The organism is Acinetobacter sp. YH12254, assembly GCF_013417415.1.
Taxonomy (GTDB): domain Bacteria; phylum Pseudomonadota; class Gammaproteobacteria; order Pseudomonadales; family Moraxellaceae; genus Acinetobacter; species Acinetobacter pseudolwoffii.
Genome location: NZ_VPEB01000007.1, coordinates 66,212 through 90,456, shown reverse-complemented (window position 1 = coordinate 90,456; position 24,245 = coordinate 66,212). Strand labels below are relative to the sequence as shown.

Sequence of the window (24,245 nt, the reverse complement as noted above, 5' to 3'; positions counted from 1 at the left end):
ATTCTAAAAATTAAAATATTTCAATAAAGATAGCATTTTAGATCAGAAATACCATAAGAGTTTTATATATTCAGGTTATAATCGCCACCGCGAATGCGGAGACTTCATTATGAGCAACTCAACTTCTACCCCAAATACTGGTTTAAGCTACAAAGATGCAGGTGTCGACATTGAAGCGGGCGACGCGTTAGTCGATCGTATCAAATCTGTCGCTAAGCGTACCTCACGTCCCGAAGTTATGGGCGGTCTAGGTGGCTTTGGTGCACTTTGTAAAATTCCTAAAGGTTATGAAGAACCTGTTCTCGTATCTGGCACAGATGGTGTGGGTACAAAATTACGTTTAGCATTGAATTTGAACCGTCATGACACCATTGGTCAAGACCTGGTGGCAATGTGTGTTAACGACCTTCTCGTGTGTGGTGCTGAACCACTGTTCTTCCTCGACTATTATGCAACTGGTCATTTGAATGTGGATGTTGCTGCAAATGTTGTCACTGGTATCGGTACTGGTTGTGAGCTTGCTGGCTGTGCACTGGTCGGCGGTGAAACTGCTGAAATGCCAGGCATGTATGAAGGCGAAGATTACGATCTTGCAGGTTTCTGTGTCGGTGTCGTTGAGCAAAGCAAAATTATTGATGGCTCTAAAGTCAAAGCCGGTGACGTTTTAGTTGGTGTTGCTTCTTCAGGTGCGCACTCAAACGGTTACTCACTGCTTCGTAAAATTCTAGACGTGAAAAATGTTGATTTAACTCAAATCGTTGATGGTCGCCCACTTGCAGATGTTGCAATGGAACCAACCCGTATTTATGTCAAATCGATTCTCGAATTGCTTAAACATGTCGATGTACATGCCATGGCGCACATCACCGGTGGCGGTTTGCCAGGTAACTTACCTCGCGTCCTTCCAAATGGTGCTCAAGCGCTTGTGAATGAATCTTCTTGGGAATGGCCTGAGCTATTCAAACTTCTACAACGTGAAGGCGGTGTAGAGCAGTTTGAAATGTATCGTACCTTTAACTGTGGCGTCGGCATGGTGCTTGTGGTTGATGCAAATGAAGCTGACAAAACTGTTGAATTACTCAACGGTCTTGGTGAGAAAGCATGGACAATGGGTCAGATTCAAGACAATGCTGAATCGGTTGCAGGTGCAGACGAAAAAATTCGTGTGATCTTCGCATAATTTCGCATGATTAAAATTGCTGTACTTGTTTCAGGTAGCGGATCAAATCTACAAGCCTTGATTGATGCCAATCTTTCAGGGCAAATTGTCGGCGTGATTTCCAATAAACCTGAAGCCTTTGCTTTAACGCGTGCGCAACAAGCAGGAATTCAAACTGCAGTTATTGAACACAGGCAATATCCAAACCGAGAAGCGTTTGATGATGTGATGCATCAGCAACTGCTGGACTGGGATGCGGATCTGGTGGTACTTGCCGGCTTTATGCGAATTTTAAGTGAAAAATTTGTAAAAGCCTGGGAGGGGAAAATGTTGAACATTCACCCTTCTCTATTGCCTTATTACAAAGGCATGCATACCCATCAGCGTGTACTCAATACCGGTGATGTTCTGCACGGCTGTACGGTGCATTATGTCACGGCTGAACTTGACGCAGGCCAAGCGCTTGCTCAAGGTGTGCTCAAGGTTTCTCACCACGATACGGTAGACAGTTTGGCAATGCGTGTGCATAGCCTTGAACATGTAATCTATCCTCAAGTCGTAGAATGGATTTGCAGCGGTGCGATTCAATACACTGAAGACGGTGTGCTATATCGAAACGAGAAAATGCAAGAACCTGTTCAATTCTGCAAGTTTTAACATCATTTAAATATAAAAAACGCATCCTCGGATGCGTTTTTTATATTCTCTTTTTAATGATTCAAACAGATTGTTGCTGAATCAATTGCTTTACCAAGTCCGCTACCTGATCGGGTTGTTCCAATGGAAACATATGTCCTCCCTCTACCACGGTAAAAGGAATACCAAATTTCTTTTCGACCTGCTGCGGGAACTTGCGGGCCAGAAATGGACCTTGCTCAGCCACGACCAAATGTACCGGAACTTTCGGTTTCGCCTGAGGCAACCACCACAGTGAGGGATTGGTTCTAAACACGGCCACTTCATCCTTTTTAGGAATGGTGAGTTCTACTCCGCCCCGAATCGGATCATCTTGCAAGGCATGCTCAATATAGGCCTGGAAGCAATCTGCATCAAAGTCTTGATAAAAACCTTTAGGACGCAACAACGCTGCTGCCTGTTCACGTGAATCCCAATGATCACGACGGCGCTTGGACAGGCCTGCCGGAGACATTCTGTCCAAAGCTTTTAAGCGCAAAGTTTTCGCAAGATGCAAGGCAAAGGCTTCTTTACCCATAATCATCGGCGGGTCCAGCATGATCATCTGCGAAAACAGTTCGGGACGCTGCAAGGTAGCCTGGAAAGTTAATACTGATCCTAGAGAATGTCCCAAACCAATCACCGGTCGACCTTTTGACTGACGCACAATACTGTCAATCACTTGCTGAGTCAGGCTTTTCCAATGGTTATCCACTGGATAACGTTTATCAGGCCCTAAGAGCGGCACATAGATAATATCGTAATCATCTTGCAGTCCATCAAACAGCTTTTGATAGACTTTCGATGGTACGCCATTGGCGTGCGCGAAATGAATCAATGGCTTCATTGCAATGTCGTACTGTTTTCTGACTGAAGTTTCTGCGCAACTGAAGTGGCAATTCCGTCACCAATCGATGAGCCCATGCGACCCAATACGGACTCAAATGGACTATATTCAATCGTATAATTCAAGGCTCTTTCAGTTTTAAGTTCGCGCTTCAAGGTGTTTAAACTTCCAATCCGATCTGCAATTCCTAATTTCACCGCCTGATCACCGGTCCAGAACAAACCAGAGAAAATCGTAGGATCGGTTGATTTCAGTTTATTACCACGCCCCTGTTTTACCGCATTAATAAAGTGACTATGCACATTATCCAAGACACCTTGTACATGGGCTTTTTGTGCAGGATCGACTGGTTGAGTCATCGACAGCAAGGCTTTATTGTCACCTGAAGTCATGGTGCGATCTTCAACACCAAGCTTTTGCAGCAAATTACTCACGCCATAATTTGGCATGATCACACCAATCGAACCGACTAAACTCGATGGATTGACAATAATCTCATCCGCAGCAGAAGCGATATAATAAGCACCCGAAGCACCGGTATCACCGATCACTGCATAGAGTTTTTTCTCGGGATACTGCTTTTTCAAATACTGAATTTCTTGCCAGATTTCATCGGACTGTACCGGTGAACCACCCGGCGAGTTGACATTCAGCACTACGGCTTTACTTTGTTTATTTTCAAAAGCTTTTTTCAGCGATTTAATCGTATTGCTACTGTTGACACTCTGCTTGTCGGCAGCAATCGTACCAATAATATCGACGACGGCAATATGAGCACCTGCGCCAGCGCTGGCATCTGAGGAAACTGAACTACAGCTCTTGCCGAGTGCCAAAATCACCACAAGCAGATAAGCAAAAGTCAGGAATTTAAAGAAAATTCCCCAACGGCGCGCACGGCGCTGCTCTTCAACCGAAGCTAAAACCGCTTTTTCCAGCAATTTCCATTCCGGACCAGTCGGTTGAACTGGCTGTTGCGTATTTTGTATTTGATTTTCAGGTTTTGGTGGCCAATCGGACATAAATAATCCAATAAATTGATTTATATTGAACCCATTATATACACTGAATCGGGTAATTCTGTCTAAACAAAACGTTTTCGCCTATAATAAATTTTGTTCTCTTTTTATTGTACTTAGACGAAATCAATGACCAAACAGGACTCACGGAATTCAGCTTACGGTTTACTCAAATACATTAGCCGCCAACCGCTTCCGGTTTCTCGATGGATGGCCCGTCTTCTGGCCTTTATTGTGAACAGTTTCAAAGTCACCAAAACTTCGGAAATCATTCGCCTCAATCTCGAGATCAGCCTTTCTGAACTGTCCAATGACGAACGTGAGCGTATTAACCGTGCTGCGGTTCGCAATGAATTAATGTCATATTTCGAGTTTTTTACCATTTGGGGCTCAACTAATCAGAAAAATATCAAACGGGTGCATCGCGTCATTGGCGAAGATCTACTGCATGATGCACTGGCACAAAATAAAGGCCTGGTGTTAATCGTGCCACATTTTGGTACCTGGGAAATCATGAATGCCTATGTCGCCCAGTTTACTTCCATGACCATTATGTATAAACCTGTAAAAAATCAGGCAGCGGATCAGTTTGTACGGGCTGCGCGTAGCCGCGAACAGGCACATCTGGTGCCGACCGATGAATCTGGCGTCCGTCAGATTTTTAAGGCCTTAAAACAAGGTGGCACCACCGTGATCTTGCCAGACCATACCCCAAATGTCGGTGGTGAATATATACCGTATTTTGGGGTGCCTTTGGCCACCAGTAATTTAAGTGCCAAGCTGATTCAAAAGACCAAAGCCCGCGCCCTGTTTCTATATGCCCTGCGGAATACCGAAGATGGTTTTGATATCTTCATCGAGGCAGTTGATGAGAAAATTTATAGTGGCAATGCCAATCAGGGTACGCAAGTCATTATCAATAGTATTGAAAATTTAATCCGTCGCCACCCTGAACATTATCACTGGAGCTATAAACGCTTTAATGCACATCAGGGCTTGGGCAATCTTTATACACTGGAGCATGAACAGGCTTTGGGCAAAGTAAATGCGTTAAGAACTCAGGAATTACATGAAGCTTCGCCCGCTCTAGAATCAGCGACTTAAAGGCTGACGATATAACCATTGCCATCCATGTCGTTCGGTAGAAAGTACCAGCTTTGAGCTTTGTTGCTGAAAGTGCACGCTGCCCTGTTCTGCCGTGGTCAATAAAGGAATATTAAGAGCTTTTAACCGTTGCTGAGTCAGTTGGCTTGGGTGGCCATAGCGATTAAATTTCCCAGCCGATGCAATCGCCAGTTTAGGCTGCAAAACCTGTAAAAATTGATAGGCTGAACTGTGCTGACTGCCATGATGGCCGAGTACCAGCACATCGACCTGAAGTTCGGGATAGTCTTGAAGCAGCTGATATTCAGTCTCCCAGCCCGCATCTCCCATCAATAAAAAATTTTGATAAGGCCCGGCATTTTTAACTTGCAGATATACCACACAAGACCGGTCATTTTTATTGAAATGGGCTGTATTTAACTGCTGCTGCCGAGGTGCCAAAATTTTAAACTGAATATCTTCAGACCATTGCCACTGCTGACCTTGATGACAGAACTGAAAACGGGAGGAGTGCGCTATTTCAGGAATCTGATTGGACGATACCTCTTTAATTTTCAATTGATGTTTAATACTGTGATAAGCGCCACTATGATCTTGATCCAGATGGGTTAAAATCAGTTGATCCAGCTTACCCACACCTTGCACAGACAGAAATGGCAGAATCACCTGTCGACCGATACTGAATTTTTCTTCATCATAATAGCCGCCCATATCGACCATCATACTGCGTGCTCCATCCCGAAGAAAAATTGCTTGTCCCTGCCCCACATCCAGAATAGAGAGCTGAAATGCATGCTGATTGAGCTGAGGAATGCACAGCGGCACACAGGCAAGCACCGTCCAGCTTTTGGGCAATAGGCCACGCGGTAAAAATACAATAATTAAGGCCAGAATACACAGCGTAATCATCCAGACATTCATCGCCACCGGAATCAGTTGTGGAGCAAACAGCCGATCAAGCAGATCCAGAAATGCCAGCAGCATGTGAATGAAAACATCATTCAATTGAAATACCACACTGGAAAGTGGCTCTGAAATAAAAAACAACAAAGCCGCCAGAATATCTATAGGCACAATCAGCAGCCCAATCCATGGAATCGCGACCAGGTTACTGAATGGGGTAATCCAGGCGATTTGCTTAAAAAACAGCATCATCAAGGGAAATAGTGCCAGAAAGATTTTCCATTGTGATTCCAGCAGCACTTTCAACGCAAAATATAGCCGTTGTAATAAGGTTTGTTCTATCTGACGCGGTTGCTGCTGAATGGTCTGATAGATTCGCAGCAAAACAAAACAGGCCCCATAAGACAGCCAGAATGCAGCCGACAAAATACTGAAAGGATCAAAGAGCAATAATAAGGCAGCACTCAGAATCAGTAATTTTAAAGCTTGCACATTTTGCCTGAGCAACAAGGTAAAGGTCACAATCACGCAGATCAATAAAGTGCGTAGCGCTGGAATTTCAAAGCCCACAAAGGCGCAGTACAGCAAGACACATAGTAAAAAAGGCAGGCTCAAAAAATACTGCCTTGGCCATTTCAGATAAATATGCGGCATAAATCTTGAAATCAGATATTGCAAAGTACCACAGACCATCAAGGCAAAGATCAGAACGTGCGGCCCGGAAATGGCTAATAAATGGCTCATACCAAAACGCTGGAATTGTCGCTCTGTCGCTGGATCTAACAGGCTTTCATCACCGCTTAATAAGGCCAATAACAAACCTTTATGCTGTACGGGTTGCCTGGCTACAAATTCTCTTAATGCCAGTCGCTGCCGCTCTACCCAAAGTAAAATTCGCGGACTTAAATTTTGCTGCTGGCGTAAATATTTGCCATGACCAAGCGCATAAAGTTGTTGCGGTTGTAACTCCTGAATGCTCTTGATTCGGAAACCGGCCATGATATTTTGCTGTAATGCCCACTTTTCAGCGTCAAAAGATCCGGGGGTGGCATAACTATGATGAGGTCGGATTTGGCCTTGAATTAAGTAATATCGTCCAAGTTCAAGGGAGTGCTGCTTTATCTGCGTATTTATCAAACTGGATTGAGTCACGGGTTCTTGGACAGGCAAAAAGCCCATCCATTTAACTGTACTGCCATCAGGACTGAGCACATGCAGAGCTTGCTGGATATTCTGCTCACCAAGCTTATTCAGGTCTTTGATATGCACCACGATCTGTTTTTCGGAGACTTCATGTTCACGCGTCGACAAGCGTTCAGACAGTTGCAGATTGGCATAGCCATGGCCTAGAAATAATCCTAACAACAGGCTTGAACCAGTCATGACCAAATTACTGAATGGTGTGTTGAAAATGTGCTTTAATTTACGGCAACCCAGATACCACAGTAATACCGCGATTAGAACGACCGTGCTGCTCAGTTGAACAGACAGAAAACTTTTCCCCATACAGGCCAGACCTAAAATCCAGCCGATACACAGCCACTGCAACATTGGATCTTATTCTTTATGGTTATTATTTCACCCAATAATAAAGCCCACCGGAGTGAGCTTCAATCAAATGCGAATATTCTCTTGATTTAGGGTGTGACCCACAGACCATCCTGCATATGTAAAATTCGGTCTGCTGCATGTGCCAGTTGTTCATCATGCGTCACAATCAGCATCGCCATATTGAATTCACGTTGCAATTCGGTGAGCAGTTCAAAAATCTTTGCTGCAGTCTTACGATCCAGATTTCCGGTCGGTTCATCCGCCATCATCAGTTTAGGTTTGCCCACCACTGCACGCGCTAAGGCCACACGCTGGCGCTCACCTCCAGATAATTCACCTGGCTTATGTGTCAGACGATGCGAAAGACCAACCCGCTCCAGCAAGTATTCAGCCTGCTGTTTGGCTTCTTTAAATTTCACATTATCGCGGAGCATCAGGGGCATGGCTACATTTTCCAGTGCCGTAAACTCTGGCAACAGATGATGAAACTGATACACAAAACCCAAATGCTCATTGCGCACATAGCCGCGTTCTGCTTCAGACAGGGTATCGAAACGGCGACCATTGACCATCACTTGCCCTGATGTTGGCCGATCCAGTCCACCCAAAACATGCAATAAGGTACTTTTACCAGAACCACTCGAACCGACAATCGAGACAAACTCACCTGCTTTGACCTGCAGCGACAAGCCTCGAATCACATCGACGGTGGCTTTGCCATCGGTAAAGGATTTGTGAATATTCTGGGCATCTAAAATCAGATTACTCATAACGCAAAGCCTCTGCCGGTTGAATTTTTGCTGCACGTAAAGCGGGGTAAATCGTCGCGACAAAACTTAAGGCCAATGACAAGCCGACAATCACCAAGACATCCTGCCAGCGCAAATAAGAAGGTAGATAATTGATAAAATAGGCATCAAACATATTCAGACCCAAGGTATTGTTTAACCAGCCAATAAAGCTACTGATACTGGTCGCTGCAATAATCCCGAGGATTGCGCCGGCACATGTCCCAATCACCCCAATCACCGTACCTTGCACCATAAAGATTTTGGTAATGGTGGCAGGCGAAGCACCCAAAGTCCGTAAAATCGCAATGTCCGATTTTTTATCCGTCACCACCATCACCAGTGATGAAACGATATTAAATGCTGCCACCAGCACAATCAGGAATAATAACAAGCTGACCATGGCTTTTTCCATCTGGATCGCGCTGAACAGATTACCATGAGTATAAGTCCAGTCAGATGCATAGAAGTTGGCTGGTAAATCCCGCACGATTTCCTGAGACACTTGCGGTGCGACAAAAATATCATCCAGTTTTAAACGCACGCCTTGTGCACCATCTGGTAGACGCAATAAAGTTGAAGCATCATTTAAAGCGATATATCCCATCATCGAGTCGACTTCAGCACCAATACTGAAAATTCCCACCACTTTAAAGCGCTTGAAACGAGGCACCACACCTGCTGGTGAAGGGGTCGCCTCTGGCAATACCAGAGTAATATTATCGTTTAAACCGACCCCCATGGCATCGGTCATCTGCTTGCCCAGAACAATACCAAATTCACCTTTTTTCAGGCTATCAATACTGCCCTCGACCATATGGTTTTGTATAATGGATACTTTTTTCTCATACTCGGGTTCAATCCCGCTGACCATAATCCCGGCAACCTGTCCCTGTGCCGTCAGCATGCCCTGTAATTGGGTAAATGGTGCGACCCCTTGGACATGCTCATGCTGCTCAATCTGCTTTGCAAGTTCGGGCCAATTTGTTAGAATTTGCGTTGAAGAAACAGTAGCTTGAGGTATCATTCCCAAGACACGATTTTTCAACTCTCGGTCAAACCCATTCATCACAGACAAAACTGTAATGAGGACTGCTACACCGAGCGTGAGACCGATCATTGAGACCAATGCAATAAAAGAAATGAAGTGGTTACTACGCCGTGCGCGAGTATATTTCAACCCTATATACAGCGAGATTGGTTTAAACATAACCATCTAGTCCGAGGTAATAAATTATGGAAAATGTACAGCATCCAAACGGATACACGGAAAGACGCGTTATGTCTCGCATCGATGCTGCCTTACGAATTAATTATCAGATTATTTCCGATGATGTTGCCTTAAATGATCCTTATGACTCTAACTTTGTCTTGCCCCGCTATTTTCTACTACTTGCAGAGCTAGATCAATTTGATCATGCGGTTAACTACGAATTAGAACAATTATCTGAAAAAGATCAACAAATTGCTCGAATCTTATCCTTATTCAACCAAAAATTAAACCTTATTACCGGTTCTTTGTATGACGCAATTGTACAAAGCATGTTACCTGTACCAGAGCAGGTGAACTTTTCGGAAACCGGTTTTAGTTTCTTTAGTGACCGCCCCATCACTGAAGGCACCTATCTGCACGTGACTTTAAGCCACCCGGAAAATTTCTTCCATATTGCGGCAACCGCCCAAGTGGCCTACAGTCGTGAAGAAGAAAATAGCAAATTCCGGACCGGTGCTTATTTCATTACCATGCACCCACAAGACCGTGTCAAACTGGGTGAATGTGTCAAAGCCAACTTTGCTTAAATCACTGATTTAGTCATTGTGAATACTGGATGAAAGGCGAGCTGCATAGCTCGCTTTAATTTCTCTGGAAAAATACAACAATAAACCCGTCAACAAAATACCGACACCGATTAAGGCCTCACCCGACAAGCTTTCACCATTCAAAAGCACACCTACGAATAAAGCAAGCATTGGAGTCAATACCGTCGTCAAAGACAAGGTGGTCGCCCTGATTTTCTGTACCAGTTTAAAATAACAGAACATGGCAATCAGCGAAGCCATCACCACGGCATATCCTAGCCCGATCAGTGATTTTGCCTGAGGCATTTGGGTTGGCACAAATTGCCAGATAAATGGCAACATGGCACACGCCATGACTGCTGAAACTGCAATGGAACCTGCCGCTTGCGCCATCGGTTGTAAGGGTGCATTGACTTTTTTGACCCAGAACATCGAAACACAATAAATAAACACACTCAGTAACATCAGACCAATGCCGATTGGCTGAATGTGCTGGTCTTTACCACCGAGACAAATCACTGCCAAACCAGTCAGGGCAATCGCCATCCCGCACCACTGTGAAGGATAGAGCTTGAGCTGAAACACGAAACGGCCAATCAATCCGGTAATAATAGGTGCCAGACCAAACATCAGCGCAATAATGCCTGAGCTGAGATAATCCGTGGCCAGATAGGTAAAAATCTGCGAGCCAATAAAACTGCAAGCTCCAGCCAGATAACTGTGCATCGAGAGAGAATCGACAGGAAAACGGGTTTTAAACAGCCACAACAAGATAAATGCAAAAGGCAATGCCAGAAAAAATCGCAGAGCCAGTGCCCAGAGCGGATGCAGATCGCTCACACTCCAGACAATGGCTAGCGGTGTAGTGGCCCAGATAAAAACCAATAAAAGATAGGTCACAACCATATTGGTTTGTGTTGACATGCGCGATTGCTCTTAAAGTGCAGATGTTTTACGTTTTTGTTTTTGAATGGTTTGATCCAGTGCGCTTGAAAATTCACGCTTATCCCGCTCTGAAATCGGAGGTGGCCCACCCGTTTGTACACCGGCACCACGCAAACTATCCATAAAGTCTCTTAGATGTAAACGTGCTTTGACATTGGCCGTGGTATACACTTCACCGCGTGGATGAATGGCAATCCCGCCCTTTTCAATCACTTCTGCCGCCAGGGGAATATCTTGGGTCATGACAATATCATGCTCTTTCATGCGCAGAATAATCTCTTTATCTGCAGCATCAGCGCCACTCATCACCTGAATTGAATTAATCCGGACTGAAGGCGTAATGCCCACCGACTGATTGGCCACAAAAGTCACTTCCAACTGATAGCGATCCGACGCACGGATAATCACATCTCTTAAAATACGGGGTAATGCATCAGCATCGACCCAAAGTTTGAATGGCAACACAGGGTTTCCCATTAAGGTATAAATCCTGGGTATTCTAGCAAATTGAGAGGATCAGGTTGATGATTAAATCGTTGCATTTTCATCGCTGCTGTCGCTCATGTTTTTTTGAATCTATTTGATTTGAGCCGTAACTGTGATTCAGTCTAGAAAAAAAATTGACTGCATTTAATTTGAAAATTCATTCGATTGACTTGAAAAATCGTAATGACCCTCGATTAACTATAAATAAGTCATCCAAGATCAATTGTGCATATGAAAAATCAGAATAGCCCAGAGATCATCACCATTGATGATCAGAATTTCGGTAGTCACGTCGAACACTGGACATTACTCACCGAGAATCCAGGTACAGATGTGCCACAGTGGTTAGGCAAAGCTCTTGATGCGCCTATTATGCCGATGGGCATTTGCACACAAGAATGTGATATGGATGAAAATACCTGGCTGATTCAGGGGCCGAGTAAAGCTGCGGTGCAATTGAGCCAAGTGATCGCCATAGAAAATAATAAGCCACAGGCCGTAAAAACTGCATTCCCCTGCTTTGACAGTCCTTATCAGGTCAAAGCGACCATCGACCGAATTATTTCCTGCAAATCCAATACTCAAGCGGTATTACGTCTGAATCTGGGTGCCAACAATATTATTTATGCTTTCGATAGTCTGTATAGCGTCAATCATCCGCATTATGAAAAAGACCAGTCCTATGTGGTGAATCTGAATGCTTGGGCCTATGAGCTTGAAGCAGTGGCTGACCATGAACATCTGGTGGTGGATGATCCGGCTTCGATCAAGCATCACCGTGCCTTGAATGATATTCTGGCAGCCAACCAAGGCGTGGCACCCGATAATTTGCAGGAACAGATTGATGCCTGGCAGCCACAGTCAGAAGAAGATAAAGCACCTGTCACTGTAGATTTCTCTAAAATGGTGGCTTATCTTTATGGTGAAACCATGGGTCAGGAAGATGAAGCCTGGTTTCAGGGCAATATTGTCGGTAAAACTGCCATGCAGTTTATGGATCAGGACTATACCCTGTATGATGTCACGCTGATTCATGATGAAGGTCAACCAGCCACCTTGATCCGGATTGCAACGCGGAATGAGCAGCATAAAAATTTCCAGATTGGTCAATATATTCGTGGAAATCTGTGGATTCAGGCCAATATTTATAGAAAATCGGCTTAAGTTAAAATAAACAAAGAAGGTCTTCTTTTTGATGGGGATCTTCTTTGTTTAATCCGTATTTTCTGTTTTTAATTTTATTTTTTTGATTATTTTTTACCCATTTTTTCTAGCTTAATAACCTATTTAAATCATTTAAAAAATCGAGTTATCCACATTGTTAAATTCACATGAATTCATTTTATACATGCAATCGAATCCTAAAAATCTTGTAAAAATAAGACTTTGATTTCGCATACGAATAAGTTCAGACAAATCCAAAGCTGATATTTAAATAAAATGAAAATTTATGAACTTTAATCAAGAATGTACTTTATTTAATCAATTTTTTATGATAAAAATACTCACAACAAATAGTATTAACGATAAATAGATCGGACAATAAATATCTATGAAAATCGTGCAAGAAGAAACATTAGACCAGGTCGAGCATCATCTTAGCTCTCGCTATAATATTGATATGATGTCATGCCTTTTTTTCATGTTGGGAATGCTGATCTGCGGCTTTACCCTGCATACTTTTATTTTTTAAATTCCCTGACATAACCGAATGCATAAAAAAACCCAGCCTATGCTGGGTTTTTACATTTCAGGGATTAACCATTGCGTTTTGCAAAGTCATCCATAAAATTCACCAAGGCTTGTACGCCCTCTAATGGCACTGCATTATAAATACTGGCACGCATACCACCGACAGAGCGGTGACCCGCAAGATTCAATAAATGCTGGGCTTCTGCTTCTTTCAGGAATTGTTTTTCAAGATCTGCATTGGCCAAAGTAAATGGCACATTCATGATTGAACGATTTTCTTTGAAGATTGGATTGGCATAAAAATCGCTTTGATCGATATAACCATAAAGCAGATTGGCTTTTTCCAGGTTCACTTTATGCATGGCCTCTACACCACCATTTTCCAGCAACCATTCAAATACCAGACCAGACAAGTACCATGCATAAGTCGACGGCGTATTTACCATAGAACCATTTTTGGCTTGATCTGAGTATTTTAAGATACTTGGAATTTCAGCTTTGGCTTGATCCAGTAAATCTTCACGAATAATCACCAGGGTTAAACCCGCTGGGCCGATATTCTTTTGCGCACCTGCATAGATCACACCAAATTTTGATACATCAAGTGGCGCAGATAAAATGCTTGACGAATAGTCACAAACAAGGGGCTTATCTGTTTCAGGAATAGAGGCAAACTGCAGACCACCAATAGTTTCGTTGTCTGCATAGTGCACATAGGCGGCATCGGCAGACAGCTTCCATTCGCTTTGCGCACTAATCGCGTGTTTAGCATCAATTTTGATACCTGCTTCTACGACATTGATATCGCCATAGCGTTGCGCTTCTTTCAAGGCCTTTTCAGACCAGATTCCGGTATGGATATAGTCCGCTTTGTTATTTTTACCCAGCAAGTTCAATGGAATTGCCGAAAATTGTAAGGATGCGCCACCCTGCAAGAACAATACTTTGTAGTTCTCGGGAATATTCATGAGTTTGCGTAGGTCTGCTTCCGCTTTTTCAGCCACGGCCACATAGTCGGAACTACGGTGGCTCATTTCCATGATCGAAAGACCTTTGCCATGCCAGTCAAGCATTTCAGCTTGAGCTTTTTCAAGTACGGTAGTCGGTAATGCAGCAGGACCAGCACAGAAGTTGTACGCGCGCATGAGTTTTCCTTATCTATGTGAGACACAATAAAATGATGGCATTTAACCATATCTGGCAAGGTCTTGCACAAAATTATTTCAATCTCGAACTGTAATTACAGTCAAAAAATCAATGTAGATTCACAAGATAAGTTGACCATTTATAGGGTTAATTAAACTTATTATGCCTATTTTTATTAAATGTTTGAGTTTAAAAATAAAACTATTATGATGAACTCACAATGATTAAAAAATAATCTGAAAAATTATAAGTAGGGAAAAAATGGATAACTTTATTAATCGCCTCAAATTACATATTGAGCATGTTAAACGTGTCGGTGCGCATTGCTCAACTGAAGAAACCACCAAACAAGCACTTATATTGCCACTTCTGGATATTTTAGGCTTCAGTCCTTATGATCCAACGAAAGTACTGGCAGAGTTTGCCGCTGATTTTCCTGGTGTCAAATCAACAGAGCGCGTTGACTACGCGCTATATTGTAATGGTCAACCGGTTATGTTTATTGAAGCCAAATCTTATGCAAGTAATTTAACAAATCACGCACCACAACTCTCCCGATATTTTAACTCTACTCTGGGAGTGACCATTGGCGTCATTACCAATGGACGTGAATGGCGTTTTTTTACTGACCTCATTAATCCAAATATTATGGATGAAAAACCTTTTCTGGTTGTTGATTTCACTAAACATCAAGCCGAAGAACTGACTCAATTAGCAGAATTCAAACATGATAATTTCCATGTAGAAAAATTACGATTTTTTGCCGAAGAGAATCAGTATATCCAACAGTTTAAAGCGGTAATCAAAAAATCAATTAATGAAGTCGATATTGATTTTGTACGTTATGTTGCTCAGCAAGCCAATATTCCAAGACAGCTCAATACAAAATTCCTTGAATCAATTCAACCCTTCGTTAAACAAGCAGTCGAACGTGCAATTAGCGATACGGTTTTAAAAGGCTTATCTGCACCCACCGTCATTACAGCACAACCCATTGAGCAACAAACTGAATTAAGGACTGATGAAGTTTCAGAAGAGCCGACTCCCTCAAATCTTCAACAAGACATTATAAATCCTCAGAATCAAAGAATTGTTACCACGGTAGATGAACAAAGCTTACAAAATATTATCCATGAACTTTTTCCAGACCATGAACTCACCGGAAAAGATACGGAGAGCTATTATTCCATTCTGTATCAAAGTAAAAATAATAGATGGTTATTCCGCTATGATGTGAACCGAAAACGTCCTACTGTTCAATTTATTGTTCCCATTGATGAGAGACATAAACTTGAATTAAATAGAGCGGGTCTAGAAGTGTTAAATAATGGACAAATTTATCTGGATAAACCGGAGCATATTTATAGAGCCGTAGGGGTTTTAAAAGATTGTTTAGATTTTTGCATGAATGATGAAAATTTCAAAAGAACCGCCCTAAGTTAGTCAGGACGCGCAAGCGTCCTTGATGCTAGACAGATGTAAAATAAACAATACTACAACCATGCCCCTTACTGAGCTGCAAACCACTGATTTATAATGTACACAAATCAACTTATTCTTCACTTTGGCCATCTGCTTGCATGAATATGACGAACTATAAAAGTAAATTATTTTTGGGGTGTGGATTATTGTCAGGTCTATGGTTGAATAGCCAGGGTCTATACGCCCAGACTTTGAGTTTTCAAGACGCCGAAAAACAGTTATTGCAGTCTTCTTATAGCAGTCAGGCCTATCAAAGCTTGGAACAAGCCTCAAAACTTGAAGCTGAAGCGGTAAAAGGTTTGGGATTACCACGTGTCGATCTGAATGTGCGTGCTTATGCCTTTCATAATGAATTAGATATTCCTTTGGGTGCTCTTAAAAACAACCTGGAGCAATCTCTCACCAATGGCTTAAATAATAAAATTGATGAGTTTAATTTAGCTGAGAATATTGCCAATCCTTTAAAAGAAGGTTTACAACAACCGATTCATGACGGTGTAGGCTTAATTCCCGATACCTCCAAGGTCGTACTCGAAGATCAAGTGATTCGTCCTACCGTGTCCATGATGATGCCGCTTTATACCGGTGGTTTGACTCATAGCGCCAAGGAGATTGCCAATCTTCAGGTCGGTCGCAGTCAGCTCAGTAATCAACAGCAACAAGACACGCAGCGTTTCGAACTGATTCAAAGTTATTTTAATGTGCAACTGCAAAAGCAACTCCATGCAGCAGCAGTATTTAATCTGAATGCCATGCAACAGCATTATCGCAATGCCTTAAAAATGGAACAGCAAGGTTTTATTAGCAAAGGCCAGCGCATGCAGTTTGAAGTGGCGCGTAATAATGCCGAGCGCAGTCAGCAAAATATGCAAACCAATTTAAATGCCAGTCTATTTCAACTGAATAATCTGCTGCAACAAAGCAGTATCACTGAACTGTCGACACCTTTATTTGTCAATCAGACCGAGCCACAGGCTTTAAATCAACTACTGAAAACCTTTAGTCAAAACTCTGCGCTGATTCAAAAAATGCAGCTAGATACCCAATTAGCACAAGCCAATGTCAAAGCTCAGCAAGCAGCAAAAAAACCCAATGTCTTTGCTTTTGGTGAATATAGTCTGGATCAGAATCAAAACTGGATTGTCGGTGTTGCCGCACGCTATAACCTGTTTTCAGGGATTGATAAAAACAAAAATATTCAGGCGGCCGAGCTCAAACGCTATGCCACAGAACTGCTCACCTCACGCACCCAGCAAGAGATTGAAAACCTGATTTATAAATCTTATAGCGAAGCCTTGAGTGCACAGCAAAGTCATGCTTTGTTGGAACAAAATCTAAAAGCTGCGCAGGAAAATTTACGCATTCAAGAGTTGTCCTTTAAAGAGGATATCGGAACAGCAACACAGGTCATTGATGCCCAAAACATGCTTAGCGGGCTACGAGCCGAAACTGCATTGAATGCCTATAAATATGTGATGTCACTGGCCACCCTGTTACAAAGCCATGGCTCGATTGCAGAATTTCCCAATTATATTCAACACACCAATACCCACTATATTCGCTAATGGAGCCGAACATGAACGACGATCAAAAACCCAATGATCCTGTGAATGAAGCGGTTTCATCTACCGAAACAGAAAGCTCTCCCGCTCCACAGACCCAATCAGCAACGCTAGAGGAAAATCACGCGACGACCTCGACCGATGAGCAGCCTCCTGAAATCTCCAAAAAGAAAAAATATCTACTGCTGGCGTTGCTTCCTATTCTGCTGGCCGTGATTATTTTTGGATTATGGAAAAGCTATCAACCAACGCCGATTGAATTGCAAGGTCGTGTCGAGGCTGAAACGATTCAGGTGGCCACCAAAGTGCCAAGCCGGATTGAAGAAATCTATGTGGAAGAAGGTCAGCGAGTTAAAAAAGGCGATGTTCTGGTTCGCTTAAATAGCCCGGAAATTGCAGCTAAAAAACAGCAAGCTACAGCAGCTTTACAATCGGCTTTGGCCTTACAGTCCACAGCTGAACGTGGCTCGCAGGAAGAAAATGTCGCGAGTCTGTATGCCAACTGGCAATCGCTAAAAGCACAGCAAAATCTCGCCACAGTATCTTATCAGCGTGGGGAAAATCTATTTAAGGAAGGTGTGATTTCACGTCAGCGCCGTGATGAACTGTATGCAGCCAGTCAATCTGCGCTAGAAATGACTGAGGCCGCCTATCAGCAATATGCACGTGCCAAGCGTGGCAGCACCCCGCAGCAAAAGAGTTCAGCCGATGCACAAGTAGACATTGCCCAGGCTGCTCTAAACGAAGCCAATGCGCTAGAAGCAGAAACCGAATTGCTGGCCCCCGTCAATGGAACGGTGTCTAAAACTTATGGCAAAATATCTGAGTTGGTCGCAACCGCAGTGCCCGTGGTCAGCCTGATTGAAGAGAAGATGTGGGTAAGCCTGAATATTCGCGAAGACCAGTATGCTCCATTTCAAAAATTAGAAAGCATTCAAGGTTATATTCCAGCCTTGGATCAAACAGCCAGTTTTCAGATCAAAAGTATTAGCGCTGAAGGTGAGTTTGCCACCATTAAAACCACCCGCCAAACCGGCGGCTATGATGTGAGAAGTTTTAAACTGCATTTGCTACCGACACAAACCATACCTGAACTGAAAGTCGGTATGAGCGTATTATTTAAACTTAAAGAGACACCCTAATGTGGCTGGGTATATGGCGCGAACTACGCTATTTGCTCCGAGAAAAATGGGATCTGTGCCTGGTTACGCTGGCACCCGCTCTGGTAATTATTTTATTCAGCAGCATGTTTGCGCAGGGCAAGCCTACTCATTTACCCATTGCCATTATTGATCAAGACCGAAGTGCGCTCAGCCGAAGCATCTATCAACATGTCTCGCTCAATCATACCCTTAAAATTGAAACGGTATCCCAGCAAGTCGCTGAAGTTGAACACCTACTGAATGAAAATAAAATTTGGGGTTATATCCATATTCCAAATGGTGCCGAACAACGTTTTGTTCGTGCTCAGGATGCAGAAATTAGCATTGCCTTTAACCAGAGTTATTTCAGTATCGGCAATACAATTTCTTCAGCCATGCTGGTGAGTACCTTACAAGCCCTAGCTGAGTTTACTGAACAGCACTATCTGGTGAATCGACTGCCCTATATCCAAGCACCGATACCACAGATCAAGATCTCACCTTTGTATAATCCGCAATTGAATTATGAGTTATATCTAGAACCTTATGTCATTCTCGCAGTTCTGCATTTACTGCTGTGTTGTTGTGTGGCATTTTCCGTCGGTCAGGAACTGAAGCGGCAGACCTTAACAAGCTGGATTAGCAACTCATCCATCTGGATGGCTTTAGTGTCTAAAAATCTGGTCTATGTGGCTATTTTTAGTCTATGGACTTGGGCGTGGATGTTTTGGATGATTGAAATTCGCGGCTGGTTTGTTGCCGGTTCGCTTGGTCTGATTTTATTGGCACAATTGCTGCTGTATAGCGCCTATGCATTTTTAAGCGCTACGGTGGTGCTGGCCACCCAAGATTTAAGTAAATCTTTCGGCTTGATTGCTGTATATGGTGGGTCATCATTGAGCTTTGCCGGGGTGACTTTACCCTTAAATAATGCACCCCTATTCACCCAGTTTTGGGCCAATATTATCCCCTTTACTCCTTATGCCAAATTACAAACTGAACAATGGATGATTGGCAGTCCAGTGCAGATCTCACTGCAAGCTGTATGGATCTTGCTGGCCTATGTGGTGGTGTACGCACTGCTAGCCTATATTTTTCTCAAGAAAATAGCCAAAGGAGCAGCCTGATGAAATCCCTTTGGTTTTATTATCTGCGCAGCTTTAAAGATATTGCCAGCCACGGCGCTATCTTTACCACACTGATTTTATCGGTCTTGTTTTATAGCTTCTTTTATCCCTTTGCTTATCAGGCACAGCAAGCCGAAGCCTTACCGATTATTATTGTTGATGCAGAACAAAGTCACTTGAGCGCGCGGATTATTGGCCAAGTCCATCAAAGCCCGAATGTTGAAATCAAGGCGATTACCAGCAATTTCGCCGAAGCCAAAACATGGGTTGAATCGCAACAAGCGGATGGGATTTTGCTGCTACCGGACAATTTATCGCAAACGTTAAGGCATGGTGAAACGGGCGGAATAGGACTGTACTTAAGTGCTGCCAATTTTTTAGTCACCAAACAGATGGGGATCGGTTTAGCGACCTCTCTTGAGCAGACCTTAGCAGACTATGCTGAACGTTTTGGCCAGGTTTCAGATTTTTCTCCTGCCCTATCAGTGCATCAGATTCCATTGTTTAATCCGCTCTCCGGCTATGGTAGTTATGTCTTTCCTGCGGTCGCCCCTCTCATCATTCATCAGACCATTTTTTTAGGTTTGAATATGCTGATTCTGGTGTACCGCGAAAGAAAAGTGCAGTTAAACTCAAATGCGTTGATTGGGCTATGTTTAGCGATATTGAGCATTGGCTGTCTGGGTTGTTTTTATTTATTTGGATTTACCTTTTGGTTATTTGATTATCCGCGAGGGGGTAACCTATTCGGCATGCTGCTGGCTGTGCCGGTTTTCGTTTATACTGTGATTGGAATCACCTGCCTATTTGCCAGTTTTCTGGATATGCCGGAACGCGCTGGACATGTAATTGTTTTTACTTCTATCCCTCTATTTTTTTTATCCGGTGCTGCCTGGCCACATGCAGCTATGCCCATCTGGATGCAAGTGATCGCTGAGATACTGCCTTCTACCCAAATGGTGCAGATGTTTATTCAACTGAATCAGATGGGTGTACCGACCGCACTGATTTTGCCTAAACTGATATATCTGGGGCTGATAGGCAGTTTATGTTTTTTCTTGGCTTATCGACGTTTGATTCAAGTGAGTCAAAGCAGATAAAGCATTGGATTTATGCTGCCATCAACTTATGGATTAAGATTCGCCAAAGACCTGAATATTAAAATTACGAATCTTGTTGCTACCATTCGGCTGGTCGAAACTGACATCATACTGCACCAGATTATTTGGATAGGCAATTTCATAGCTGATCTTATATTGGCCAGGCTGGTTGGTTGCTTCTTCAATCTGCTTGGTCATTAAAGTTTTAGACTTGTACTCACCTTTCGGAATTGAACGTGAAAAGCGTTTCATCAGCTTTTCGTTGTCCTTAAACTGTGTTTGCAATTGCGGCTCTAGCTGATCCAGAAACTCGTCATACTTCCCATCACGCAAATCCTCATAGGCCAGCTGTGCTGCCTGTTCCTGCTCAGGACTTGGGTTTGGGATATTGTCCATTGAGTTACAGCCACTTAATGCAACTGCTGCCGCTAACAACATTGATTGGGTTTTCATCGCTTACCTTCATTCAGTCAAGATTTATAAAAAAGGACGCCGAAGCGCCCTTTTTATCAATAGAACACTTATTCTTCTACTGAGTTTTCACCATCTTTTTCAACATGTTCAGCTACTGCATCTGTTTCAGTCGCTACATCTGTTTCTGCTACTAAAGATTCTTCACCTTCAATCGCTTCAACAAACTCATCTTCTTCAACAGCTTCAACTGAAACCACACCAACCAGTAACTCTTCATTACCGAGACGGATCAGACGAACACCTTGTGCATTACGACCGGTTTGAGCCACTTCAGAGGCACGGGTACGAACCAAAGTACCGCCATCGGAAATTAACATCAGCTCTTTAGATGCATCAATCGCTACTGCACCGACCAACTGACCATTACGTTCTGAGGTCTTGAGTGCAATCACACCCTTACCGCCACGTTTCTTGGTCGGGAAGTCATCCACCGGGGTACGTTTACCATAACCATTTTCAGAAGCACACAATACTTCGCCAGTTTCAGGGACAACAACTAAAGATACAATCCGGCTGATCAATGCTGAATCTGCAGCATCTTCATCATCAGACTCGATCTCAGTTTCTTCGCTTTCTTCCAGCAAGGCTGCTGCACCGATGGTCACGCGCATACCGCGCACACCTTTGGCTGAACGACCCATTGAACGTACATCAGTTTCTGCAAAGCGAATGGCTTTACCTTCGTTCGAGAACAACATGATTTGCTGTTCGCCGTCAGTAATCGCAACACCAATTAAAGTGTCATCGCCATTCAGTTCAATCGCACGTAAACCGTTTGAACGCACATTCGAGAACTGTTCAAGTTCTACACGTTTAATCGTACCGTATTCAGTCGCCATAAACACATAGAAGTTTTTACGAACCGCTTCAGCCTGCTGTGCAAAATCATTGATGATGTCATCATCAAGATCGGTCGTTGAAAGTTCTAAACCTAGCTCTTTCAATTGAACACGAAGTGCATCAGAAATATCATCCGCACCCTCTTCAGATTCAGCAAGTGCCGCTTCAAGTGCCGTAAAGTGACCATTAATCACTTCATTGCTTTGCAGTTGTGCAGCATTGGCTTTTACGAAGGCTTTGAAGTCCGCCAGACGTTCTTTGAATTTCTTCGGTGCATCAATCACCGGTAAAATTGCGGTAATGGTCTCGTTTTCGTCTAATGGCAACAAGTTCACCATTGGGCGACCTTTGGCACCACGTGATGCTTGTGGCACTTCATACACTTTCAGACGATAGACTTTACCAACGTTGGTAAAGCAAAGTACCGTCGCATGACTTGACGTCACAATCAGATGTTGAATGTAATCGTCTTCTTTCATGCTGGTCGCAGACTTGCCACGGCCACCACGACGCTGTGCGGCGTAATCAGACAATGGTTGAGTTTTCGCATAGCCTGTTTTTGAAACCGTCAGCACCATTTGCTCTTCAGGAATCAGATCTTCACGAGAGAAATCGATACGTGATTCAACAATCGACGTTTTACGTGCATCGCCATATTGCTGCAGAATTAACGCAAGCTCTTCGCGAATCACATTCATCAACAGATTAAAGTCATTTAAAATTGCAGTCAGTTCAGCAATTTGCGCCAGAATTTCACTATATTCAGCATGTAACTTGTCTTGTTCAAGACCGGTTAAACGATGCAGACGCAGTTCCATAATCGCATTGACTTGGGTGGGTGACAGACGATAAATATCGCCATCCAGACCAAACGGACGACTTGGGTCTTCACCTTCAATCTCATCCGGACGTACAGAAACTGAGCCAGCTTTTTCTAGCAATGCCAATACACCGCCACCTGCCCACTCACCTGCCTGCAAACGCTCACGCGCTTCAGCCGGGTTTGCAGAACTTTTGATGGTTTCGATGATGGCATCAATATTCGCCAGAGCAACGGTTAAACCTTCCAAGATATGACCACGTTCACGCGCTTTGCGTAATTCGAACATGGTACGACGGGTGACCACTTCCTGACGGTGACGGATAAACGCTGCAATAATATCTTTCAGGTTCATCAGTTTAGGCTGGCCATTGTCCAGGCAGACCATGTTGATGCTGAAAGAGTTTTCAAGTTGCGTATTCTGGAACAGGTTGTTCACGATCACTTCGGCGTTTTCGCCACGTTTCAAGTCAATCGCGATACGCATACCGTCTTTGTCAGACTCGTCACGCAGCTCGGAAATACCTTCCAGTTTTTTCTCTTTAACCAGTTCAGCAATACGTTCAATGGTTTTTGCTTTATTGACCTGATATGGAATTTCCGTAAACACGATCGTGGTACGGCCATTCTTCGGATCTTCTTCGAAGTGATACTTGCCACGGATGTGTAAACGGCCTTTACCGGTACGGTAGGCATCCACGATGCCCGATTTACCGTAAATAATACCACCTGTCGGGAAGTCCGGACCAGAAATGTGTTCCATCAACCCTTCGATGCTGATCTGGGGATCATTGGCATAGGCCAGACACGCATTCACAACTTCAGTCATGTTATGCGGCGCCATATTGGTCGCCATACCCACCGCAATACCGGTTACACCATTAACCAATAAGTTCGGTACACGGGTGGGCATCACCTGAGGAATACGCTCAGAGCCATCGTAGTTGTCTTCCCACTCGACGGTATCTTTTTCAAGATCCGCCAAGAGTTCGTGGGTCAGTTTACGCATACGCACTTCGGTATAACGCATCGCTGCTGCGCTGTCGCCATCGACCGAACCAAAGTTACCCTGACCATCGACCAACTGGTAACGCAAACTGAAATCTTGTGCCATACGTACAATGGTTTCGTATACGGCATAGTCACCATGCGGGTGATATTTACCGATCACGTCACCGACGACACGTGCAGACTTTTTATAAGCTTTGTTATAGTCATTGCCTAATTCGTGCATTGCGAAAAGCACACGACGATGAACAGGTTTTAAACCATCTCGTACATCGGGCAATGCACGTGACACAATCACGCTCATCGCATAATCGAGATATGAGCTTTTAAGTTCATCCTCAATGGCAATCGGTCTAATTTCCGATACGCTCATGCATACTCCTTATTCTACAAGCCAGTTTTGGCTTGTATTTATATGTCGTAAAACTAGCAAAATCATTAACTCAAACGACTGAGTTAAAAACTAAAATACAGCCCTAAATTATAGCATAAACACTTGTATTTTTGTGTCGAAATATTCAGCTTAACCTTGTTAATTATCTTCATTTTAGTGGTCATTTTCCTGTTATTTCAGCGTC

General features: G+C 43.4%; 20 protein-coding genes. 10 read left to right on the top strand and 10 right to left on the bottom strand.

Annotated elements, in window-relative coordinates; all coding sequences use genetic code 11:
• The first annotated feature begins 109 nt into the window (after positions 1 to 109).
• Together purM and purN are read left to right on the top strand one after the other, a co-directional pair.
• Positions 110 to 1,180, top strand: a complete 1,071-nt coding sequence (gene purM, locus FTV29_RS07110; protein WP_005097626.1) for a phosphoribosylformylglycinamidine cyclo-ligase — start codon at positions 110 to 112, stop codon at positions 1,178 to 1,180.
• Between the two features lie 6 nt (positions 1,181 to 1,186).
• On the top strand, positions 1,187 to 1,816 hold the full coding sequence (gene purN, locus FTV29_RS07105) for a phosphoribosylglycinamide formyltransferase (RefSeq protein ID WP_074383364.1): 630 nt from the start codon (positions 1,187 to 1,189) through the stop codon (positions 1,814 to 1,816).
• Between the two features lie 61 nt (positions 1,817 to 1,877).
• On the opposite strand, the gene FTV29_RS07100 is transcribed toward purN, so the two are convergent.
• Complete coding sequence (locus tag FTV29_RS07100) at positions 1,878 to 2,681, bottom strand: alpha/beta fold hydrolase (protein WP_005170030.1); 804 nt, start codon at positions 2,679 to 2,681, stop codon at positions 1,878 to 1,880.
• The gene (gene sppA, locus FTV29_RS07095) at positions 2,678 to 3,700 is read right to left on the bottom strand and encodes a signal peptide peptidase SppA (protein ID WP_005170028.1); all 1,023 of its coding nucleotides are present in this window, start codon (positions 3,698 to 3,700) and stop codon (positions 2,678 to 2,680) included. The genes FTV29_RS07100 and sppA overlap by 4 nt, the downstream gene beginning before the upstream one ends.
• Positions 3,701 to 3,826: 126 nt before the next feature.
• Here sppA and FTV29_RS07090 point away from each other — a divergent pair, with 126 nt between their 5' ends.
• Positions 3,827 to 4,801 carry a lysophospholipid acyltransferase family protein gene (locus FTV29_RS07090; RefSeq protein ID WP_180000985.1) on the top strand — a complete coding sequence of 325 codons (975 nt, stop codon included), beginning with the start codon at positions 3,827 to 3,829 and terminating at the stop codon, positions 4,799 to 4,801.
• Here FTV29_RS07090 and FTV29_RS07085 read toward each other — a convergent pair.
• The 3 genes from FTV29_RS07085 to FTV29_RS07075 form a co-directional block, all read right to left on the bottom strand.
• The gene (locus FTV29_RS07085) at positions 4,790 to 7,255 is read right to left on the bottom strand and encodes a DNA internalization-related competence protein ComEC/Rec2 (RefSeq protein ID WP_180075273.1); all 2,466 of its coding nucleotides are present in this window, start codon (positions 7,253 to 7,255) and stop codon (positions 4,790 to 4,792) included. The genes FTV29_RS07090 and FTV29_RS07085 overlap by 12 nt on opposite strands.
• An 86-nt stretch (positions 7,256 to 7,341) precedes the next feature.
• Complete coding sequence (gene lolD / locus FTV29_RS07080; RefSeq protein ID WP_005097632.1) at positions 7,342 to 8,025, bottom strand: lipoprotein-releasing ABC transporter ATP-binding protein LolD; 684 nt, start codon at positions 8,023 to 8,025, stop codon at positions 7,342 to 7,344.
• Positions 8,018 to 9,253: a lipoprotein-releasing ABC transporter permease subunit gene (locus tag FTV29_RS07075; RefSeq protein WP_005097633.1), complete on the bottom strand. Its 1,236-nt coding sequence runs from the start codon at positions 9,251 to 9,253 to the stop codon at positions 8,018 to 8,020. The genes lolD and FTV29_RS07075 overlap by 8 nt, the downstream gene beginning before the upstream one ends.
• 26 nt (positions 9,254 to 9,279) lie before the next feature.
• Between FTV29_RS07075 and FTV29_RS07070 the strand changes: the two genes are divergently transcribed.
• Entirely contained in the window at positions 9,280 to 9,843 is a 564-nt protein-coding gene (locus FTV29_RS07070; protein ID WP_005097634.1) for a PilZ domain-containing protein, read from the top strand.
• Between the two features lie 9 nt (positions 9,844 to 9,852).
• Here the strand turns inward: FTV29_RS07070 and FTV29_RS07065 are convergent, their stop codons facing one another.
• Entirely contained in the window at positions 9,853 to 10,767 is a 915-nt protein-coding gene (locus FTV29_RS07065) for a DMT family transporter (protein ID WP_180075272.1), read from the bottom strand.
• A 12-nt stretch (positions 10,768 to 10,779) separates the two neighbouring features.
• On the bottom strand, positions 10,780 to 11,265 hold the full coding sequence (locus FTV29_RS07060) for a YaiI/YqxD family protein (RefSeq protein ID WP_005097638.1): 486 nt from the start codon (positions 11,263 to 11,265) through the stop codon (positions 10,780 to 10,782).
• Between the two features lie 240 nt (positions 11,266 to 11,505).
• Here FTV29_RS07060 and FTV29_RS07055 point away from each other — a divergent pair, with 240 nt between their 5' ends.
• Positions 11,506 to 12,438 carry a hypothetical protein gene (locus FTV29_RS07055; protein WP_100534844.1) on the top strand — a complete coding sequence of 311 codons (933 nt, stop codon included), beginning with the start codon at positions 11,506 to 11,508 and terminating at the stop codon, positions 12,436 to 12,438.
• 593 nt (positions 12,439 to 13,031) lie between these two features.
• On the opposite strand, the gene serC is transcribed toward FTV29_RS07055, so the two are convergent.
• Positions 13,032 to 14,111, bottom strand: coding sequence for a 3-phosphoserine/phosphohydroxythreonine transaminase (gene serC / locus FTV29_RS07050; RefSeq protein ID WP_074383369.1), 1,080 nt, complete (start codon positions 14,109 to 14,111; stop codon positions 13,032 to 13,034).
• A 262-nt stretch (positions 14,112 to 14,373) separates the two neighbouring features.
• On the opposite strand from serC, the gene FTV29_RS07045 reads away from it, so the two are divergent.
• The 5 genes from FTV29_RS07045 to FTV29_RS07025 all read left to right on the top strand — a co-directional run bounded on the left by FTV29_RS07045 (position 14,374) and on the right by FTV29_RS07025 (position 20,525).
• The gene (locus tag FTV29_RS07045) at positions 14,374 to 15,555 is read left to right on the top strand and encodes a type I restriction endonuclease (protein WP_100329066.1); all 1,182 of its coding nucleotides are present in this window, start codon (positions 14,374 to 14,376) and stop codon (positions 15,553 to 15,555) included.
• Positions 15,556 to 15,692: 137 nt separating this feature from the next.
• Complete coding sequence (locus FTV29_RS07040) at positions 15,693 to 17,159, top strand: TolC family protein (protein WP_100357845.1); 1,467 nt, start codon at positions 15,693 to 15,695, stop codon at positions 17,157 to 17,159.
• Between the two features lie 11 nt (positions 17,160 to 17,170).
• Positions 17,171 to 18,298: an HlyD family secretion protein gene (locus FTV29_RS07035; RefSeq protein ID WP_180075271.1), complete on the top strand. Its 1,128-nt coding sequence runs from the start codon at positions 17,171 to 17,173 to the stop codon at positions 18,296 to 18,298.
• Positions 18,298 to 19,425: an ABC transporter permease gene (locus tag FTV29_RS07030; RefSeq protein WP_180075270.1), complete on the top strand. Its 1,128-nt coding sequence runs from the start codon at positions 18,298 to 18,300 to the stop codon at positions 19,423 to 19,425. The genes FTV29_RS07035 and FTV29_RS07030 overlap by 1 nt, the downstream gene beginning before the upstream one ends.
• Entirely contained in the window at positions 19,425 to 20,525 is a 1,101-nt protein-coding gene (locus tag FTV29_RS07025) for an ABC transporter permease (RefSeq protein ID WP_180075269.1), read from the top strand. Before FTV29_RS07030 ends, FTV29_RS07025 begins: the two co-directional genes overlap by 1 nt.
• Positions 20,526 to 20,558: 33 nt before the next feature.
• Here the strand turns inward: FTV29_RS07025 and FTV29_RS07020 are convergent, their stop codons facing one another.
• Both FTV29_RS07020 and gyrA read right to left on the bottom strand, forming a co-directional pair.
• The gene (locus FTV29_RS07020; protein WP_005169984.1) at positions 20,559 to 20,978 is read right to left on the bottom strand and encodes a hypothetical protein; all 420 of its coding nucleotides are present in this window, start codon (positions 20,976 to 20,978) and stop codon (positions 20,559 to 20,561) included.
• 68 nt (positions 20,979 to 21,046) lie between these two features.
• A complete protein-coding gene (gene gyrA, locus FTV29_RS07015; RefSeq protein ID WP_180075268.1) occupies positions 21,047 to 24,040 on the bottom strand; it encodes a DNA gyrase subunit A in 2,994 nt (997 codons plus the stop codon).
• Between the last annotated feature and the right edge of the window lie 205 nt (positions 24,041 to 24,245).

Coding starts and splice junctions, on each gene's coding strand:
- FTV29_RS07100 (WP_005170030.1), bottom strand. CDS start 2,681: ATGAAGCCATTGATTCATTTCGCGCACGCCAATGGCGTACCATCGAAA.
- FTV29_RS07085 (WP_180075273.1), bottom strand. CDS start 7,255: ATGTTGCAGTGGCTGTGTATCGGCTGGATTTTAGGTCTGGCCTGTATG.
- FTV29_RS07090 (WP_180000985.1), top strand. CDS start 3,827: ATGACCAAACAGGACTCACGGAATTCAGCTTACGGTTTACTCAAATAC.
- FTV29_RS07035 (WP_180075271.1), top strand. CDS start 17,171: ATGAACGACGATCAAAAACCCAATGATCCTGTGAATGAAGCGGTTTCA.
- FTV29_RS07020 (WP_005169984.1), bottom strand. CDS start 20,978: ATGAAAACCCAATCAATGTTGTTAGCGGCAGCAGTTGCATTAAGTGGC.
- purN (WP_074383364.1), top strand. CDS start 1,187: ATGATTAAAATTGCTGTACTTGTTTCAGGTAGCGGATCAAATCTACAA.
- gyrA (WP_180075268.1), bottom strand. CDS start 24,040: ATGAGCGTATCGGAAATTAGACCGATTGCCATTGAGGATGAACTTAAA.
- FTV29_RS07070 (WP_005097634.1), top strand. CDS start 9,280: ATGGAAAATGTACAGCATCCAAACGGATACACGGAAAGACGCGTTATG.
- FTV29_RS07060 (WP_005097638.1), bottom strand. CDS start 11,265: ATGGGAAACCCTGTGTTGCCATTCAAACTTTGGGTCGATGCTGATGCA.
- sppA (WP_005170028.1), bottom strand. CDS start 3,700: ATGTCCGATTGGCCACCAAAACCTGAAAATCAAATACAAAATACGCAA.
- purM (WP_005097626.1), top strand. CDS start 110: ATGAGCAACTCAACTTCTACCCCAAATACTGGTTTAAGCTACAAAGAT.
- FTV29_RS07045 (WP_100329066.1), top strand. CDS start 14,374: ATGGATAACTTTATTAATCGCCTCAAATTACATATTGAGCATGTTAAA.
- lolD (WP_005097632.1), bottom strand. CDS start 8,025: ATGAGTAATCTGATTTTAGATGCCCAGAATATTCACAAATCCTTTACC.
- FTV29_RS07040 (WP_100357845.1), top strand. CDS start 15,693: ATGAATATGACGAACTATAAAAGTAAATTATTTTTGGGGTGTGGATTA.
- FTV29_RS07025 (WP_180075269.1), top strand. CDS start 19,425: ATGAAATCCCTTTGGTTTTATTATCTGCGCAGCTTTAAAGATATTGCC.
- FTV29_RS07055 (WP_100534844.1), top strand. CDS start 11,506: ATGAAAAATCAGAATAGCCCAGAGATCATCACCATTGATGATCAGAAT.
- serC (WP_074383369.1), bottom strand. CDS start 14,111: ATGCGCGCGTACAACTTCTGTGCTGGTCCTGCTGCATTACCGACTACC.
- FTV29_RS07030 (WP_180075270.1), top strand. CDS start 18,298: ATGTGGCTGGGTATATGGCGCGAACTACGCTATTTGCTCCGAGAAAAA.
- FTV29_RS07075 (WP_005097633.1), bottom strand. CDS start 9,253: ATGTTTAAACCAATCTCGCTGTATATAGGGTTGAAATATACTCGCGCA.
- FTV29_RS07065 (WP_180075272.1), bottom strand. CDS start 10,767: ATGTCAACACAAACCAATATGGTTGTGACCTATCTTTTATTGGTTTTT.